The following is a 16,294-nucleotide window of genomic DNA, read 5'->3' as shown; positions in this document are numbered from 1 at the left end:
CGCCCGCCGCCCCCCGGATGCGCATTGAAGGCCCAGCAGGACCGGACGCGATAGCATCACCTGATGCCCGTCGCGCCAGGCACGAACTTCCCATAGGGCTTAGCCCCCACTAGAACAGGATTACTCATGTCCTTTGCTTCCCTCGGTCTCTCCGAGGCTCTAGTCCGCGCTATCGAGGCAGCGGGCTATACCCAGCCTACGCCGGTGCAACAGCGGGCCATTCCCGCCGTGTTGCAAGGTCGCGACCTGATGGTCGCGGCGCAGACAGGTACTGGTAAAACCGGTGGCTTTGCACTGCCGATTCTCGAACGCCTGTTTCCAGGTGGCCACCCCGACAAGTCCCAGCGCCATGGCCCACGCCAGCCGCGGGTACTGGTGCTGACCCCCACCCGCGAACTCGCCGCCCAGGTCCACGACAGCTTCAAGATCTACGCCCGCGACCTCAAGTTCGTCAGCGCCTGCATCTTCGGCGGTGTCGGCATGAACCCGCAGGTGCAGGCCATGTCCCGCGGCGTCGACGTGCTGGTGGCCTGCCCCGGCCGTCTGCTGGACCTCGCCGGCCAGGGCAGCGTCGACCTGAGCCACGTTGAGATCCTGGTGCTCGACGAAGCCGACCGCATGCTCGACATGGGCTTCATCCATGACGTGAAGAAGGTCCTCGCACGCTTGCCTGCCAAGCGCCAGAACCTGCTGTTCTCGGCGACCTTCTCAAAAGACATCACCAACCTGGCCGACAAGCTGCTGCACAACCCCGAGCGCATCGAGGTCACGCCGCCCAACACCACGGTCGAGCGTATCGAGCAGCGTGTGTACCGCCTGCCCGCCAGCCACAAGCGTGCCCTGCTGGCCCACCTGATTACCCAGGGTGCCTGGGAGCAGGTGCTGGTCTTCACACGTACCAAGCACGGCGCCAACCGTCTGGCCGAGTACCTCGAGAAGCACGGCCTGACTGCCGCGGCGATTCACGGCAACAAGAGCCAGAACGCGCGCACCAAGGCCCTGGCCGACTTCAAGGCCGGCACCGTGCGCATCATGGTCGCCACCGACATCGCCGCCCGCGGCCTGGACATCGACCAGTTGCCCCACGTGGTCAACTTCGAGCTGCCCAACGTCGAGGAAGACTACGTGCACCGTATCGGCCGTACCGGCCGTGCGGGCCGTTCCGGCGAGGCCATCTCGCTGGTGGCGCCGGACGAAGAGAAGCTGCTCAAGAGCATCGAGCGCGTCACCCGCCAGAAAATCCAGGACGGCGACCTGATGGGCTTCGATGCCTCGACGGTCGAAGCCGAAAAACCCGAAGCCCGTGAACGTCCGCAGATGAACCCGCGCGGTGGCCGTGGCCAGCGTGCCGACGGCAGCAATGCCGGCGGGCGCAAGGACAAGGGCAAGGACAAAGGCCAGGAAAAGGATAAGCCCGCAGGCGACAGAGCCACTGAGAAGGCCGCCGGCGGGCGCCAAGAGCGCAAGCCCCGTGACAACAGCAAAACCCGCCAGGCACCCTCGGGTCAGGCAGCAGTAGTTCCGAAAATCCCGGCCGACCGTGACCCTGAAGCCTTCCTGGACGACGAAGTGGACAACTTCGGCAACCGTGCCGACTACGTCAGCCCGTACCAGAACAAGGGCGGCCAGGGCCGCAACCGTCGCCCGGGCGCACCGGCAGCCGCCGGTACCGGCACCGGCGCACCCCGCGGTGGCCAGCCACGCAGCAACACCGGTGGTGGTGCACGTAGCGGTGGCGCCGGCAGCAATGGCGAGAAGCGCGGTGGTGCACGCAGCGGTGGCGGTGGTCGCGATGGCCAGGCGCGCCGCGACGGCAGCAACAACCGCAACCGTCGCCCGGCCCGTGACGATCAGTCGTCGCAGGAACCGGCAGTGCGCAACCCGCGTGACGGCCAGTCGCAGCCCAAGATCGTGCACAAGGAATCCAAGATCGACCGGTTCCCGACCGCCGAACAGCTCGAGCAGCTGCCAAGCCGCCCACGTGGCGAGAAGCCTGCGCTGCTGACGCGCAACCGCTGATCCCGCCACTGCGCACACAAAAACGCCGCCCCTAGGGGCGGCGTTCTTGTTTACAGGCCAGGCAATTACTTCTGCTTGACGCCTTCCAGCGAGATGTCCAGCTGGGCGGTCTGTGCCACGTCGCCAGGCAGCTTGATGCCGAAGTCTTTCAGGTCCAGGGTGGTGGTGGCGTTGAAACCGGCGCGCTCGCCGCCCCATGGGTCCTTGCCTTCACCGTTGAAGGTGGCCTTGAAGGTCACTGGCTTGGTCACGCCGTGGAAGGTCAGGTCGCCGGTCACGTCGGCAGTCTTGTCGCCAGTGGGCTTGACGGCGGTGGAGACGAACTTGGCGTCGGCGAATTTCGAAACGTCCAGGAAGTCCTTGCTGGCGATGTGCTTGTCACGCTCGGCGTGGTTGGACCACAGGCTGGCGGTCTTCACGTCTACCGAGATCTTGCTGTCCTGCGGCTTGGCGGAATCCCAGCTGAAGGTACCGTCCCAGTCCTTGAAGGTGCCGTGGATGAAGCTGTAGCCCAGGTGGCTGACTTTCCAGTCGATGAAGGCGTGCTGGCCTTCCTTGTCGATCTTGTAGTCGGCAGCCATGGCCTGGCCAGCGGTGAACAGGGCGGTACCGAGCGCCAGAGCGGCAAAAGTCTTTTTCAACATTACTTCTATTCCTTTGGAGTTGAGGTTGAACATCAAGCTTTGCGGCCCAGCATGCGGGTGAGGGTCGCGTCACGGTCGATAAAGTGGTGCTTGAGGGCGGCCAAGCCATGCAGGCCGGCGAAGATCACCAACCCCCAGGCCAGGTAGAAATGGATTTCCCCGGCGACATCCGCCTGGTTGGGCAGGTCGCTGACCAGTGCCGGCACCTCGAACAGGCCGAACACCGGGATGCCCACGCCGTCGGCGGTGGAGATCAGGTAGCCGGTGATCATCACCCCGAACAGGCCCACGTACAGCAGGCCGTGGCCGGCCTTGGCGGCGAAGCGGGTAAGCGGGCCGTGGTTGACCGGGGCCGGTGGTGGCGGGCTGATGAAGCGCCACAGCACGCGACCGAGCATGATCGCCAGCAGGGTCAGGCCGATACTCTTGTGCAGGTCGGGTGCCGTTTTGCGCCACGCACTGTAGTAGTCCAGGCCGACCATCCACAGCCCCAGGCCGAACAGGCCGAAAACCGCCAGGGCCACGCCCCAGTGCAGGACGATACTGACCACGCCATAGCGAGAAGGAGAATTGCGCAGTTGCATTGCCGTGTTTCCCTGTAAGAACTGTGCCCAAGACTAACCGGTTATCTATCGAATTAAAGCGGAAAATTTCGCTTTGAACGATCGAGAAACATGATCTTTAGTGTGAGACGAACAGGTTAAGGAAACATTAACTCGGCAGGAAGGAATTCTGGTGCTGCTGGACGCGCATCGCGGGTCAAGCCCGCCCCCACAGGGTCTTCGGCGATCCTGTGGGAGCGGGCTTGACCCGCGATGCGGTCACTGCATTACTGCGTCTTGGCTTGGGTAGCCGCCGCCGGCTTCTTCGCCACCGGCTTGGCCGCAGGCTTCTTGGCTGGCGCAGCTTTCGCCGGGGCCTTCTTGGCAGCAGGCGCAGGCTTTGCCGGCGCCTGCCTGGCTACTGGCGCAGCCGCAGCGGGCGTTGGCGCCGGCGCAGGTGCAGCGGCTGGGGCTGGGGCTGGGGCTGGCGCAGGAGCTGGCGCCGCATCAACCGGCTTGGCCGGCGCTTTGTCTACCGGCTTGTCACCGCCACCGAACAACCGCGAGAAGAAGCCAGGCTTGCTGTCCTTGGCCGCCACCGCTGCCGCTGCGGCCCCGGCCGCCACCGGCGCCAGCTTGGCCGGGTCGAACGACTTGCCATTGGACATGTCCACCACCTGGCCCGCCGCGCGCTGGCCGCTGCGCAGAGCGCCTTCCAGGGTGCCGGGGTACAGCGCATCGGTGTGTTCGCCGGCAAACGCCACGCGCTGCACCGGACGCTCCCACAGGCGCCAGAACTTGCTGATCTGCCCCGGCCCGTAGGCGAGGTAGGCACCGCCCGTACCGGCATCGGTGCTGTAGCGACGCACTTCATAACCGGTGAACGCGCCACGCGCCTGCGGGTAGAACGCATGCAGGCGAATCAGCACCTGGTCGACCATCTGCTTGTCGCCGAACGCCTGCAGCAGGCGCGCGTTGTCACCGGACAGGTTGATCACCACGTTGGCGCCACCCTTGAGCGCCGGCTCGATCCACAGCATGCCCAGGCCGGTGTTGCTGTAGATTTCGCCCGACATGCGCGCACGGCTTTCCCAGACCGGGGTCTTGAACTTGAGCAGCAGCTGGTCGCGCCAGCCGTAGTTGGTGCCCTTGAGTGCCGCCAGGTGCTGGTTGTCCAGGCCCGGGGTCATCTGGATCTTGGCCAGGGCGCGCAACGGTACCGCCAGCACCACGTAGTCGGCGCTGTAGCCCACCGCGCCGACCTTGACCGTGACGCCGTCCTTGTCCTGGATGATCGCGCTGACCGGTGCGCTGGTCTTGATGGTCTTCAGTTGCTTGACGAAAGCCTGCGCCAGCACCGGGCTGCCGCCAGGCAGACGGGCGGCGCGCAGGTCGCGATCGCTCACATCGCGGTACACGCGGGTCTGCTGCGCGAAATACAGCAACGACAGGCGCGAAGGCTCGTCATAGCGGGTACGGATCTGCTGGTTGACCAGCTGGCGCGCGGTCGGTGGCAGTTGCAGCTTGTCCAGCCAGCCGGAAACGTTGAGCTGGTCGAGGGCGAACAGGGTGCTGTTGGCCGCCGGGTTTTCAGGGTCGCTGATCGAGCGCGCCAGGTCGTCGAGGGTCTTCTCGTAGCGCTTGAGTGCCTCGGCGGTGGCCGGCTGCTTGGTGGCCAGGTCTGCGGCGCTGAAGTACTCGCCATCGATCAGGTAGCTCGGTACGCGCACGAACTCCGGCGCCGGCAGGGTGGCCAGCTTGAAGGTGTCGAGGTAGCGGTTGAGGGTCGGCTGGGCCTTGCTGTTGCCGATCCACTCGCTGGTGGCCAGGCCCGAACGCCCGCCCATGCCCGGCTTGGCTTCCAGCAGGGTCACCTGCCAGCCCTTGTTTTGCAGTTCGTAGGCGGCGGTGAGGCCTGCCAGGCCGCCACCGACCACGATGGCCGTCGGCTGCTTGGCAGCCGCGAGGGCGCCCGCGCTGAACAGCCCTATCATTACCAGCGCGCAGGCGCGCAGCCAACCAGCAGACATTCGGCGAACTCCGGATCAAAGGCGGAAATGCGGGGTGAACCCCCCGGGAAAAACGTCGGTGAAGGATACGTCAGGCCGCCCGGGCCTGCCACTAATGCCCGCACCGTTTGCGCCTTATGGGTTGTCCTGCCCCGGCGCTTTGCATAGGCTTGCGCGGTTACCCGAACCCGCGTCGCCAGGAGAGAGCCCATGGGCCTGAATCAACAGTGGATGGAACGTGACCTCAAGGTCCTGTGGCATCCCTGCACCCAGATGAAAGACCACGAGCACCTGCCGCTGATCCCGATCAAGCGTGGCGAAGGCGTATGGCTCGAAGACTTCGAAGGCAAGCGCTACCTCGACGCGGTGAGTTCCTGGTGGGTCAACGTGTTCGGCCACGCCAACCCGAAGATCAACCAGCGCATCAAGGACCAGGTCGACCAGCTCGAACACGTGATCCTCGCAGGCTTCAGCCACCAGCCGGTGATCGAGCTGTCCGAGCGCCTGGTCAAGCTCACCCCCGAGGGCCTGAACCGCTGCTTCTACGCCGACAATGGCTCCTCGTGCATCGAAGTGGCGCTGAAGATGAGCTTCCATTACTGGCTCAACAAGGGCCAGCCGGACAAGAAGCGCTTCGTCACCCTGAGCAACAGCTACCACGGCGAGACCATCGCGGCGATGTCGGTGGGCGACGTGCCGCTGTTCACCGAGACCTACAAGGCACTGCTGCTCGACACCCTCAAGGTGCCCAGCCCCGACTGCTACCTGCGCCCCGAGGGCGTGAGCTGGGAAGACCATTCGCGCACGATGTTCGCCGCCATGGAACAGACCCTGGCCGAGCACCATCAGAGCATCGCCGCCGTGATCGTCGAACCGCTGATCCAGGGCGCCGGCGGCATGCGCATGTACCACCCGGTGTACCTCAGGCTGCTGCGCGAGGCGTGCGACCGCTACGGCGTGCACCTGATCCACGACGAGATCGCCGTAGGCTTCGGGCGCACCGGCACGATGTTCGCCTGCGAGCAGGCCGGCATCCGCCCCGACTTCCTGTGCCTGTCCAAGGCCCTCACCGGCGGCTACCTGCCGCTGGCCGCGTGCCTGACCACCGACGAGGTGTACAGCGCGTTCTACGACGATTACCCGACCCTGCGCGCGTTCCTGCACTCGCACAGCTATACCGGCAACCCGCTGGCCTGTGCTGCGGCGCTGGCGACCCTGGACATCTTCGAGCAGGACAACGTGATCGAGGCCAACAAGGCCCTGGCCACACGCATGGCCGCGGCCACCGCGCACCTGGTCGACCACCCGCATGTGGCCGAAGTGCGCCAGACCGGCATGGCCCTGGCCATCGAGATGGTGCAGGACAAGGCCAGCAAGACCGCCTACCCGTGGCAGGAGCGGCGTGGCCTGAAGGTGTTCGAGCATGCCCTGACCCGTGGTGCGCTGCTGCGCCCGCTGGGCAGCGTGGTGTACTTCCTGCCGCCGTACGTGATCACCCCCGAACAGATCGACTTCCTGGCCGAGGTGGCCAGCGAGGGCATCGATATCGCCACGCGCAGCAGCGTGAGCGTGGCGGTGCCGGCCGATTTCCATCCTGATTTCCGCGATCCGGGCTAAACAGCATCGCGGGGCTAGCCCGCTCCCACAGGGATCACCTGTGACCCTGCAGGAGCAGGCTTGACCCGCGATGGCGCCCGAACTGCCTCCATCTTACTCAGAGCAGAACCATGAGACTGTCCCGCTTCTTCATCGACGCCCCCCTGAGCCTGGGCGAGCACGACCTGCCCGAGGCCCAGGCCCACTACATCGGCCGCGTGCTGCGCATGGCGCCGGGCGATGCGGTGCAACTGTTCGACGGCAGCGGCCAGGAATACCTGGGCGAACTGCTCGAGGTCGGCAAGAAGAGCGTGCGCGTCACGCTCGCCCAGGCCCTCCCCGGCCAGGCCGAATCCCCCCTGCACGTGCACCTGGGCCAGGGCCTGTCCCGTGGCGAGCGCATGGACTGGGCGATCCAGAAGGCCACCGAACTGGGCGCCAGCGTGATCACCCCGATCGTCAGCGAACGCTGCGAGGTGCGTCTGAAGGACGAACGTGCCGACAAGCGCCTGGCCCACTGGCGCCAGGTGGCGATCAGTGCCTGCGAACAATGCGGGCGCTCGACAGTGCCGACGATCCATTCGCCGGTGCTGCTGGCAGACTGGCTCAAGGCGCGAGACGAGGCGCTGAAACTGGTGCTGCACCCGGTGGCCGAACCCTTGACCAGCCATGCCAGGCCCGCGAGCCTGGCGTTTCTGATCGGGCCGGAAGGCGGCTTGTCGGAGGTAGAAGTGGAGCAGGCCAAGGCGGCGGGGTTCCATGCCGCGCGCCTGGGCCCGCGGGTGCTGCGTACCGAAACCGCGCCAGTGGTGGCGCTGGCGGTGGCGCAGCAGCTGTGGGGCGACTTCTAGATCGCGTCGCGGCGTTCGCCGGCAAGGCCGGCTCCTACTGCAGGAGCCGGCCTTGCCGGCGAAGGGGCCCTAAAGCACGTAGAAAAATATCGCGATAAAGTGCAGCAGGCTGCCGGCAATCACGAACAGGTGCCAGATGCCATGCCAATGGCGGAAGCGGCTGTCATAGGCAAAGAAGATGATGCCGATGGTGTACAGCGCGCCCCCCGCCGCCAGCCAGGCGAACCCCGCCGTACCCAGGCTGGCCAGCAGCGGTTTGACCGCCACCAGCACGATCCAGCCCATCAGTGCGTAGATCACGATGGACAGCACGCGCGCCTCGGAGCGCGGCTTGATCTCCTGCAGCATGCCGATAACCGCCAGCCCCCACACCACCCCGAACAGGCTCCAGCCCCACGGACCGCGCAGGCTCACCAGGCAGAACGGGGTATAGCTGCCGGCAATCAGCAGGTAGATCGACAGGTGATCGAGCTTGCGCATGATCACCTTCGCCCGCCCGCGCACGCTGTGATAAAGGGTCGAAGTGCTGTACAGCAGCATCAGCGTGAAGCCGTAGATGGCCAGGCTGACGATCTTCCAGGGGTCGCCCTGCATCCCGGCCACCACCAGCAGCCAGATCGCGCCGATGCAGGCCAGAACCGCGCCCACCAGGTGGGTCCAGGCATTGAAACGTTCACCGTGGTACATGCATTGATGCCCTCCGTAGAATGATTCGCTCCCCTACCCTACACAAGCCCGGCATCAAGTGCATTACGCGGTTGGTACTAGGCCCCGGCCGTCTGCAACAGCTGTTCCAGCCCGGGCAGGTCCGGTACCCGCGCCACCTGCTCGCCCACCTGCACCGCCGCCAGCTCCAGCGGCGCCAGGGGCACATCGACGTAGTTGAGCTGGCTGTCGAGCTTGCACGTGCGCGGTATGCCCTGCACCAGCAGGGCGAAGAAACGCCGCGGCGTATCGCCCAGGGCATTGAGCACCACGATGCGCGCGCGCTCGCCAACCTGGGTCTGGCCACCGCAGGCCGCCTCGAAGCTCAGCAGCGGCAGGCGCTGGCTGCGCCAGTCGATCCAGCCCAGCAACCAGGCCGGCTGATGCGGCAAGGGCGTGCACGGCTGGTAGCCGATCAGCTCGGCCACCGCCACGTTGGGCAGCACCAGGCTGCGGTCGCTCAACGGCAGCAACAGCCCGGTGAGGGTGTTGCGCCGATTGTTGCGAGGGGTCTGTTCAAGCATGCGGGGTACTCCAGCGGGCAATGCTCTGCAGCAGCACCGACTCCTGGTAGGGCTTGCCCAGGTAGTCGTTGACGCCAATGGCCATGGCCCGGTCGCGGTGCTTCTGGCCGGTGCGCGAGGTGATCATGATGATCGGCAGGTCCTTCAGGTGCGGGTCCTGGCGCACCTGGGTGGCCACCTCGAAGCCATCCATGCGTGGCATCTCGATGTCCAGCAGCAGGATGTCGGGACGGTGTTCGGCCAGCACACTCATGGCATCGACCCCATCCTTGGCCGTCAGCACGTTCATGCCATGGCGCTCCAGCAGGCGCCCGGTCACCTTGCGCACCGTGACCGAATCGTCCACCACCAGCACCAGCAACGGACGTGCGGCGGCATTGCCAGGGTGCTCCAGGCGCAGGCGTGCGGCGCCCTGGGCCACCTTGGACAACTGCAGGTGCAGCGCACGCAGTTGCGCCAGCAGGTCGAGAATCAGTACCACGCGGCCATCGCCCAGCAGGGTCGCCCCGGCCAGCCCGTGCACTGCGGCAAACTGCGGGCCAAGGCTCTTGACCACGATTTCACGGCTGGCCGCCAGGCTGTCCACCTGCACGGCGAACTGCTGGTCGTGGGCCTGCACCAGCAGTACCGGCAGCGGCAGGCTCTGCCCCAGCAGCCGCGGCTGCACCTCGCCCTGCAGCAGTTCGCCGAGGTAGCGCAGTTCATAACGGTGGCCGGCGTAGCGGTAGCACGGCGGGTCCAGCTGGTAGCAGGCCTCGAGCTCGGCCGGCGGTACACGGACCACGCCCTCGATGGTGTTCAGCGGCACCGCGTACTGTTCTTCGCCGTAGTTCACCATCAGTGCGCGATTGACCGACACGGTGAACGGCAGGCGAATCAGAAAACGCGCACCCTTGCCCGGCACCGAGTTGATCACCATCGAGCCACCCAGTTGCTTGACCTCTTCGTGCACCACGTCCATGCCCAGGCCACGCCCGGAAATCTGGGTGATCTTCTCGGCAGTGGAGAACCCGGGCCGCAGGATGAACTGCATCACCTCGTGGTCGCTCAGTTCGGTGGCCGGGTCCAGCAGGCCGCGCTTGATCGCCTTTTGCCGCACCGCCTCCAGCGGCACGCCGGCGCCATCGTCGGTCATTTCGATGACGATATCGGCGCCTTCGTGCAGCAGGTTGAGGGCGATGGTGCCCTGCTCCGGCTTGCCCGCCGCCAGGCGCGCCGCACGGTTTTCCATGCCGTGGTCGACGGCGTTGCGCAGCATGTGTTCCAGCGGCGCCACCATGCGTTCGAGCACGCTGCGGTCCAGCTCGCCCTCGGCATTGCCCACCACCAGCTCGACCTGCTTGCCCAGCTCGCTGGCAACCTGGCGCACCACCCGCTGCAGGCGCGGCACCAGGCGCTCGAACGGCACCATGCGGGTGCGCGTCAGGCCTTCCTGCAACTCGCTGTTCACCCGCGCCTGCTGTTGCAGCAGGCTGTAGGCGTCATGGGCACGCACGGCCAGGGTTTCCTTCAGGTCCAGCAGATCGGAGGCCGACTCGAACAGGGCCCGCGACAGCTGCTGCAACTGTGAATGACGGTCCATTTCCAACGGGTCGAAGTCGTCATAGCCCAGCGCCTCGCCTTCGCTCTGCTGGCGGCTGAGGATGCGCCCCTGGGTCTCGGTATCGAGCCGGCGCAGCTGGTCGCGCATGCGCTCGAGCGTGGTTTCCATCTCGCCCAGGGCCACCTGTGCATCGTTCACCTGCTGTTCGATGCGCCCGCGAATGATCGAGTTCTCGCCCGCCAGGTTGCCCAGGTCGTCGAGCAGCTCGGCCGTCACCTTGACCATGTCGGCCGGGGCACGCTCCGGGCTCGGCGCCGCCACTTCCACCGGGGCAACCTCGGCGCCGGGCGTTGCGGCGGCGGTGTCGCTCAGGGCAGCACTGCTGAAATTGCGGATATAGTCGATCAGCGCCGTGGCGGCGTGCAGCGGCTGGTGCAGGCGCACCGCATCGAGCATGTGCGCCAGGCGGTCATGGCAGTTCTGCAGCAGGCTGAACAGCGCCGGGCTGGGTTGCAACTGCCCGGCCGCCAGGTGTTCATAGAGGAATTCGAGTTCATGGGCCAGGTCGCCGATGGGCGCGATCTCGACCATGCGCGCACCGCCCTTGAGGGTGTGCAGGTCGCGCAGCAGGTTCTCCACCTCCACCCCGTTGCGCGGGTCGGCCTGCCAGCGCAGCAGCGCGGCACCGGCACTTTCGGCGATGTCGAAGCCTTCCTCGAGAAAGATCTCCAGCAGTTCCTTGTCGCCCTCGTGACGCTGGGGCTCCGCCGGCTTGCCTTGGGGCTCGGGTGCCGGTGCGGTGTGACGGAACTCGCGCAGGGCTGCCAGCTGTTCCACCACCAGCTCCGTTGCCTGACCCTGCTGCACCTGCTCGAGCAGACGCCCGAGCAACGCATGGCTTTCACGCAGCAGGCCCGGCAACAGGCTGCCGGGCTGGTAACGGCGATCGACCAGGCCCTCGTAGAGCAACTCCAGCTCCTGGGCCAGCACCTCGACCGCACCCACCTGCGCCAGCTGTGCGCCACCCTTGAGGGTCTGCAGGTCGCGCTGCAGCGACGACAGCGCCGAGCCGTTGTCGGGGTCGCCGGCCCAGCGCGCCAGGGCCTGGTCGGCCCCTTCGAGGATGTCGCGGGCCTCCTCCAGAAACAGCTCGACCACCTCGCTGTCGTGCGCCTGGCGTTGCAGCGCGCGGGTGGCGTCGCCCAGTTCGGCGATCTGTCCGGGCTGCTCGCCCTGGCTGCGCACCAGGCCCATGGCATCCGGCGCCAGGCCTTGCTCGAGCAGCTCGCGCAATGCGTGCAGGCGTTGCGGTTGCGGGTCCACTTCCTGGCCGGCGGCAATCTGGTCGAGCATGTCGATCAGGGCTTCATGGGCCCGTTGCGCCTCGCCGAAGAAGCGCTCGCTGACCGCCAGGCTGCTCTCCTCCACCGCCCCGTACAGGTCCAGCAGCGCCTCGCACAGTTCGTCCACCTGCCACAGGTCGGCCAGGTGCGCGCTCTGCCCCAGGGTGGTCAGTTCATCCAGCAGCGCAGTCAGCTCCTGGCGCTCGCCGGGGTGCTCCTGCCAGCGTTGCAACAGGGTTTCGGCGTCCAGCAGGATGTCCATGCCCTGGGCCAGGAAGCTGGCGATCAGTTGCGGGTCGCGCTTGACCCGCAGGCCCTGGCTCGGCGCATCGCGCAGTGCCTGCAGGCGCGCAGCAACCACCTGGTCGATCTGTTCGATGAGGGTCCGGGCACCGCCGATGGGTGCCAGCGGGGTGCTGTCGAGCTGTGCCAGACCGCGGCGCAGCAGCGGTTCGGCCATCTGCAGCAGGTACAGCTCGTCAAGGTCCAGGCCCAGCTGGTGGGCCTTGAATTCGCGGGCCAGCAGGTCCAGTGCGCTGGCCAGCTCGGCGATCGGCACCACCCCGGCCATCGCGGCGCTGCCCTTGAGGGTATGCAGCGCCCGTTGCAGGCTGTCGCTGACCGGCACCGGCAACTGCGCCTCGGCGGCCTGCAGGAACTCGTCGACACTGGCCAGGTGGGTCTGCGCCTCGTTGCGGAAGATCTCCAGCAGGCGCGGGTCGAAGGCCGGCTCCGGGGCTGTCACGCCCAGCGGTTCGTTCATCGCCAGCGCATGCAGGCGCGTGGCCAGGCGCTCGACCTCGGCATGGGGCAGAGCCTGGGCCTGGGCGAATTCGTCCAGCAACGGCGTCAGCAGCGCAATGCTCTGCTCGAGCCCGGCCAGCACATCGCCGCTGGCTTCGACGCGGCCTTCGAGCATGCGGTTGAGCAGGTGCTCGGCGGCCCAGGCAAGCTCGGCCAGCACCTGGGCGCGCACCATGCGGCCGCTGCCCTTGAGGGTGTGGAAGGCGCGGCGCATTTCCACCAGCGCGTCACGTGCCGCCGGGTTGCCCCGCCATATCGCCCAGTGCTGCTGCAATTGCTGCAGCACCTCCTCGGCTTCCTCCAGGAACACCTCGCGCAGCTCGTCGTCCAGCGGCGCCTCGTGCATCTCGGGCGCAGGCGCGGGTGCCGGCGGGGCCGGCGGCAGGCTCGGGAACCCCAGTGCGGCCAGGGCCTGCTGGGTGCGCTCGAGCCATTCGTCCAGGTCGGCCTGGGGGTCGATGGCACGCCATTGCAGGTACAGCTCCAGGCTGCACAGGGCATCGGCCAGGTGATCCAGCGCGGCGTTGTCCGGCAGCCGCTCGGCGTACAGCAGGTGGGTCTCGACGTAATCATGGCAGCGCCGCACCAGCGCCGCCGCCCGGGGCAGCATGAGCATCGCCAGCGCCCCGCGGATCTGCGTGAACAGCCCCGGCAGCGGTTGCAGGCGCAGGCGATCCCAGCCGGCCTCCAGGCAATCGGCGATCAGGTCCTTGGCCTGCAGCAGCACGCCGTGGGCCTCGTCCAGCACCAGTCGGCGAATGTCGTCCAGGTCGGTGCCGGGTACGCTGGCCTGGCTGACCGACTCGATCGAGCCCACCATGCCGCCCAGGGTCGCCTCGACATACAGCAGCGCCCCGGCAACATCCATCAGCAGCGCATCCTCGGGCACCCGCTGGCCCTGGGCCAGGGCCTGAAGCACCGTCACCTGGTCGATGATCACCCGGCGCGGCTGGCCGAAGCCGAGCACCGCCAGGGTATCGGCGATCTGGCGCAACGGCGCCAGCAGCGGGGCCAGCGCCTCGACCTGCTGGCGGTCGCTGCGCACGAACAGGTCCAGTTGCTCCTTGATGCGCACCAGGTCTTCGCGCACTGCCAGCACCACCGAACGCATCGCATCGCGCCCCGGCACCGCCTCAAGCGGGTCCCGCAGCGCGCCGAGGCTCAGGCCTAGCCCCGCAGCGGGCTCGGCGACGGCCTGCTCGCCCGGCAGGCTGGCCTGGGCCAGCGCCGGCGCGCCACGCGCGGCACGCAACGGGTTGAGCAGTGGCAGCACCAGCAACGGCAGCTCGTGCCGGGCGCCGCGCAGGCGTTGCAGGTACTGCGGCAACTGCTCCAGTGCCCTGAACAACGCGCCCAGCGCGTCACCGCGAGAGGCCACGCGGCCTTCGCCCAGGGCCTGGGCCAGCTGCTGCATTTCACGGGTCAGCAAGGCCGCGCCTTCCAGCTCGAGCATCTGCAGGCAGCCGCGCACCTGGCGCAGCGGCGCGTCGAAACGCTCCAGCACCTGGCTGTCGCCAGCGTCGCCGGCAAACTGCTCCAACGCCTGGCGGGCCTGGGCCAGGCAGTCGTCGATGGGGCCCTTGACCCAGGCCAGGGCCACCTTGTCGTGGCGCTCGGCGATACGCACTTTAGTAGCCATAAAGTCCCACGCGCCGGTCAGCGCGGCTCCGTGGTTGGCGGCAAGGTGAAGCCCGACACCGAACGGCGCATCTCGCTGGCCATGCGCGCCAGGTTGCCGATGCTCTCGGCGGTGGCGGTCGAGCCGGACGAGGTCTGCGAGGTGATCTGCTGGATCACCGCCATGGTGTGGGAGATCTGCCCGGCCGAAGAGGTCTGCAACTGCGCGGCATCGGAAATGCTGTGGATCAGTTCGGCCAGGGTCTGCGATACACCCTCGATTTCGGCCAGCGCCACCCCGGCATCCTGCGCCAGACGCGCCCCGCGCACCACTTCGGCGGTGGTCTGCTCCATGGAGATGACCGCCTCGTTGGTGTCGGCCTGGATCGCGCGCACCAGCGCCTCGATCTGGCGCGTGGCCGAGGATGAGCGCTCGGCCAGCCGCTGCACCTCATCGGCCACCACCGCAAAGCCGCGCCCGGCCTCGCCGGCCATCGACGCCTGGATCGCCGCGTTGAGGGCGAGGATGTTGGTCTGGTCGGCAATGTCGTCGATCAGGCTGACGATGTCGCCGATTTCCTGGGACGACTCGCCCAGGCGCTTGATGCGCTTGGCAGTGTCCTGGATCTGCTCGCGGATGTTGTCCATGCCGTTGATGGTGTTGTGCACCACCTCGTTGCCCTTGTTGGCAATGGCCACCGAGCGCTCGGCCACCTTGGCCGACTCGTAGGCGTGCCCCGACACCCGGTCGATCGACTCGGCCATGTCGCCCACCGCAATCGACGCATCGGTGATCTGCTGGGCCTGGTGCTCGGAGGCCTTGGCCAGCAGGTGTGCGGTGGTCTGGGTCTCCTGCACCGCGCTGGCGACTTCCTCGGCGCTGAGGTTGATGGTCGCCACCAGGTCGCGCAACTGGTCGATGGAATAGTTGATGGAGTCGGCGATGGCCCCGGTGAAGTCCTCGGTGACCGAGGCGGTGACGGTCAGGTTGCCGTCGGCCAGTTCCTGGATCTCGTTGAGCAGGCGCATGATCGCCTGCTGGTTGCGTTCGTTGGTTTCAGCGGTTTCGCTGAGCTGGCGATTGGTTTCGCGCACCATCACCAGCCCGATCAGGATGATCGAGGCCAGCGCCAGCAGGCCCAGCACGTAGCCGCCGACGGTATCCAGGGTGCGGCCGGAGGCCAGGTTCTCGAAGCCGTTGGCCAGGTGCGAGGCTTCGTCGAGCAATGTCTGCGACAGGCTGAAGATGCTGCCGGCCGCCTCGCGCACGCGAAACAGCTCGGGCGAGGTTTCAAGAATCTCGTCGACGGAGCCTGCGACAAACTGGAACAGCTCGGCGATCTCGGCCAGGCGCGCACGGGCATCCGGGTCCTGGACGCGGGTGACCTGGATCGAGGGCGCGCCGCCGAGCATGCCGTCGAGCACCTGGCCGAAGCGGCTGGCATCGCGGCCGAAGGCATCGGCGGCCTGCACCGCGGTGTCGTCGCCGGCCAGCACGGTGTTGACCGAGCCCAGGATGCGCTCGGCCAGCAGTGACTGGCGCTGGGCCACCGCCACCTGGCTGGCGGGGGCGCCACTTTGCAGCAGGATCTCCACCACCTTTTCGTACTCGACCTGCAACTGCGGCACGGTCTCGGCCAGGGTCGCGGCCACCTGGTGCAGCGACAGCACGGTCTGCTCGCTGGCCAGGATCGCGTCGGTGCTCTTGCGCAGGCTCTCCCAGTCGCGTTGCACTGCATCCATCTCGCCGCGTACCGCCACCGGGGCCGACGGCAGGCCGGTGGCCGGGTCGCCTTTTTTCAGGTAACCCCAGCGCTGTTCGAAATCGTTGCGCGCATCGTTGAGCAGCTTGAACGCCACGGCCTTGCCGGCAGCGGCCTCGGTGGCGTTCTTGGCGATGCGCTGGGACAGCACGCGCAGCTCGCCGGCATGGCCGATGTACTGCTTGTCGTAGTTGGCCTGGGTATTGAGGTAGGCGAAGTTGGCGAACAGCAGAATGATCGACAGGATCAGCACGATGAACAGTGCGGCGATCTGCGCGCTGCTGCGCGAGCCTTGTACCGAGGGGCGGGTCTTGAACTTGGTCACAGGTCTGGC

The 16,294-nt window shown here is 67.1% G+C and carries 10 protein-coding genes; 3 read left to right on the top strand and 7 right to left on the bottom strand.

Going from position 1 to position 16,294, the window contains the following annotated elements:
* Positions 1-126 precede the first annotated feature (126 nt).
* Complete coding sequence (locus LOY33_RS01905; RefSeq protein WP_043863616.1) at positions 127-2,019, top strand: DEAD/DEAH box helicase; 1,893 nt, start codon at positions 127-129, stop codon at positions 2,017-2,019.
* 65 nt (positions 2,020-2,084) lie between these two features.
* Here LOY33_RS01905 and LOY33_RS01900 read toward each other — a convergent pair whose 3' ends face one another.
* From LOY33_RS01900 to LOY33_RS01890, 3 genes are all read right to left on the bottom strand, one after another.
* Positions 2,085-2,663 carry a YceI family protein gene (locus tag LOY33_RS01900; protein ID WP_043863617.1) on the bottom strand — a complete coding sequence of 193 codons (579 nt, stop codon included), beginning with the start codon at positions 2,661-2,663 and terminating at the stop codon, positions 2,085-2,087.
* A gap of 32 nt (positions 2,664-2,695) precedes the next feature.
* The gene (locus LOY33_RS01895; RefSeq protein WP_258660946.1) at positions 2,696-3,247 is read right to left on the bottom strand and encodes a cytochrome b; all 552 of its coding nucleotides are present in this window, start codon (positions 3,245-3,247) and stop codon (positions 2,696-2,698) included.
* A gap of 245 nt (positions 3,248-3,492) precedes the next feature.
* Positions 3,493-5,235 carry a flavin monoamine oxidase family protein gene (locus LOY33_RS01890; protein WP_258660945.1) on the bottom strand — a complete coding sequence of 581 codons (1,743 nt, stop codon included), beginning with the start codon at positions 5,233-5,235 and terminating at the stop codon, positions 3,493-3,495.
* Between the two features lie 189 nt (positions 5,236-5,424).
* Between LOY33_RS01890 and LOY33_RS01885 the strand changes: the two genes are divergently transcribed.
* Both LOY33_RS01885 and LOY33_RS01880 read left to right on the top strand, forming a co-directional pair.
* A complete protein-coding gene (locus LOY33_RS01885; RefSeq protein ID WP_123753314.1) occupies positions 5,425-6,831 on the top strand; it encodes an adenosylmethionine--8-amino-7-oxononanoate transaminase in 1,407 nt (468 codons plus the stop codon).
* A gap of 110 nt (positions 6,832-6,941) precedes the next feature.
* The gene (locus LOY33_RS01880; protein WP_043859631.1) at positions 6,942-7,661 is read left to right on the top strand and encodes a 16S rRNA (uracil(1498)-N(3))-methyltransferase; all 720 of its coding nucleotides are present in this window, start codon (positions 6,942-6,944) and stop codon (positions 7,659-7,661) included.
* A gap of 69 nt (positions 7,662-7,730) precedes the next feature.
* On the opposite strand, the gene LOY33_RS01875 is transcribed toward LOY33_RS01880, so the two are convergent.
* The 4 genes from LOY33_RS01875 to LOY33_RS01860 all read right to left on the bottom strand — a co-directional run bounded on the left by LOY33_RS01875 (position 7,731) and on the right by LOY33_RS01860 (position 16,285).
* Positions 7,731-8,348 (bottom strand): PAQR family membrane homeostasis protein TrhA, encoded by a 618-nt coding sequence (locus tag LOY33_RS01875; protein ID WP_043862136.1) that lies wholly within the window; start codon positions 8,346-8,348, stop codon positions 7,731-7,733.
* A 77-nt stretch (positions 8,349-8,425) separates the two neighbouring features.
* Positions 8,426-8,890: a chemotaxis protein CheW gene (locus LOY33_RS01870; RefSeq protein WP_043862137.1), complete on the bottom strand. Its 465-nt coding sequence runs from the start codon at positions 8,888-8,890 to the stop codon at positions 8,426-8,428.
* On the bottom strand, positions 8,883-14,219 hold the full coding sequence (locus LOY33_RS01865) for an Hpt domain-containing protein (RefSeq protein WP_408980673.1): 5,337 nt from the start codon (positions 14,217-14,219) through the stop codon (positions 8,883-8,885). Before LOY33_RS01865 ends, LOY33_RS01870 begins: the two co-directional genes overlap by 8 nt.
* Positions 14,220-14,236: 17 nt before the next feature.
* Entirely contained in the window at positions 14,237-16,285 is a 2,049-nt protein-coding gene (locus LOY33_RS01860; RefSeq protein ID WP_043862138.1) for a methyl-accepting chemotaxis protein, read from the bottom strand.
* Between the last annotated feature and the right edge of the window lie 9 nt (positions 16,286-16,294).

It is taken from the genome of Pseudomonas sp. B21-036 (assembly GCF_024748925.1).
Classification (GTDB): domain Bacteria; phylum Pseudomonadota; class Gammaproteobacteria; order Pseudomonadales; family Pseudomonadaceae; genus Aquipseudomonas; species Aquipseudomonas palmensis.
Note: the sequence above shows the minus strand (reverse complement) of the source record. Positions and strands in the feature narration are given on the sequence as shown.

Bases quoted from the DNA above. Each gene is read 5' to 3' on its own strand.
- LOY33_RS01905 (WP_043863616.1), top strand. From the start codon at position 127: ATGTCCTTTGCTTCCCTCGGTCTCTCCGAGGCTCTAGTCCGCGCTATC.
- LOY33_RS01900 (WP_043863617.1), bottom strand. From the start codon at position 2,663: ATGTTGAAAAAGACTTTTGCCGCTCTGGCGCTCGGTACCGCCCTGTTC.
- LOY33_RS01895 (WP_258660946.1), bottom strand. From the start codon at position 3,247: ATGCAACTGCGCAATTCTCCTTCTCGCTATGGCGTGGTCAGTATCGTC.
- LOY33_RS01890 (WP_258660945.1), bottom strand. From the start codon at position 5,235: ATGTCTGCTGGTTGGCTGCGCGCCTGCGCGCTGGTAATGATAGGGCTG.
- LOY33_RS01885 (WP_123753314.1), top strand. From the start codon at position 5,425: ATGGGCCTGAATCAACAGTGGATGGAACGTGACCTCAAGGTCCTGTGG.
- LOY33_RS01880 (WP_043859631.1), top strand. From the start codon at position 6,942: ATGAGACTGTCCCGCTTCTTCATCGACGCCCCCCTGAGCCTGGGCGAG.
- LOY33_RS01875 (WP_043862136.1), bottom strand. From the start codon at position 8,348: ATGTACCACGGTGAACGTTTCAATGCCTGGACCCACCTGGTGGGCGCG.
- LOY33_RS01870 (WP_043862137.1), bottom strand. From the start codon at position 8,890: ATGCTTGAACAGACCCCTCGCAACAATCGGCGCAACACCCTCACCGGG.
- LOY33_RS01865 (WP_408980673.1), bottom strand. From the start codon at position 14,219: ATGGCTACTAAAGTGCGTATCGCCGAGCGCCACGACAAGGTGGCCCTG.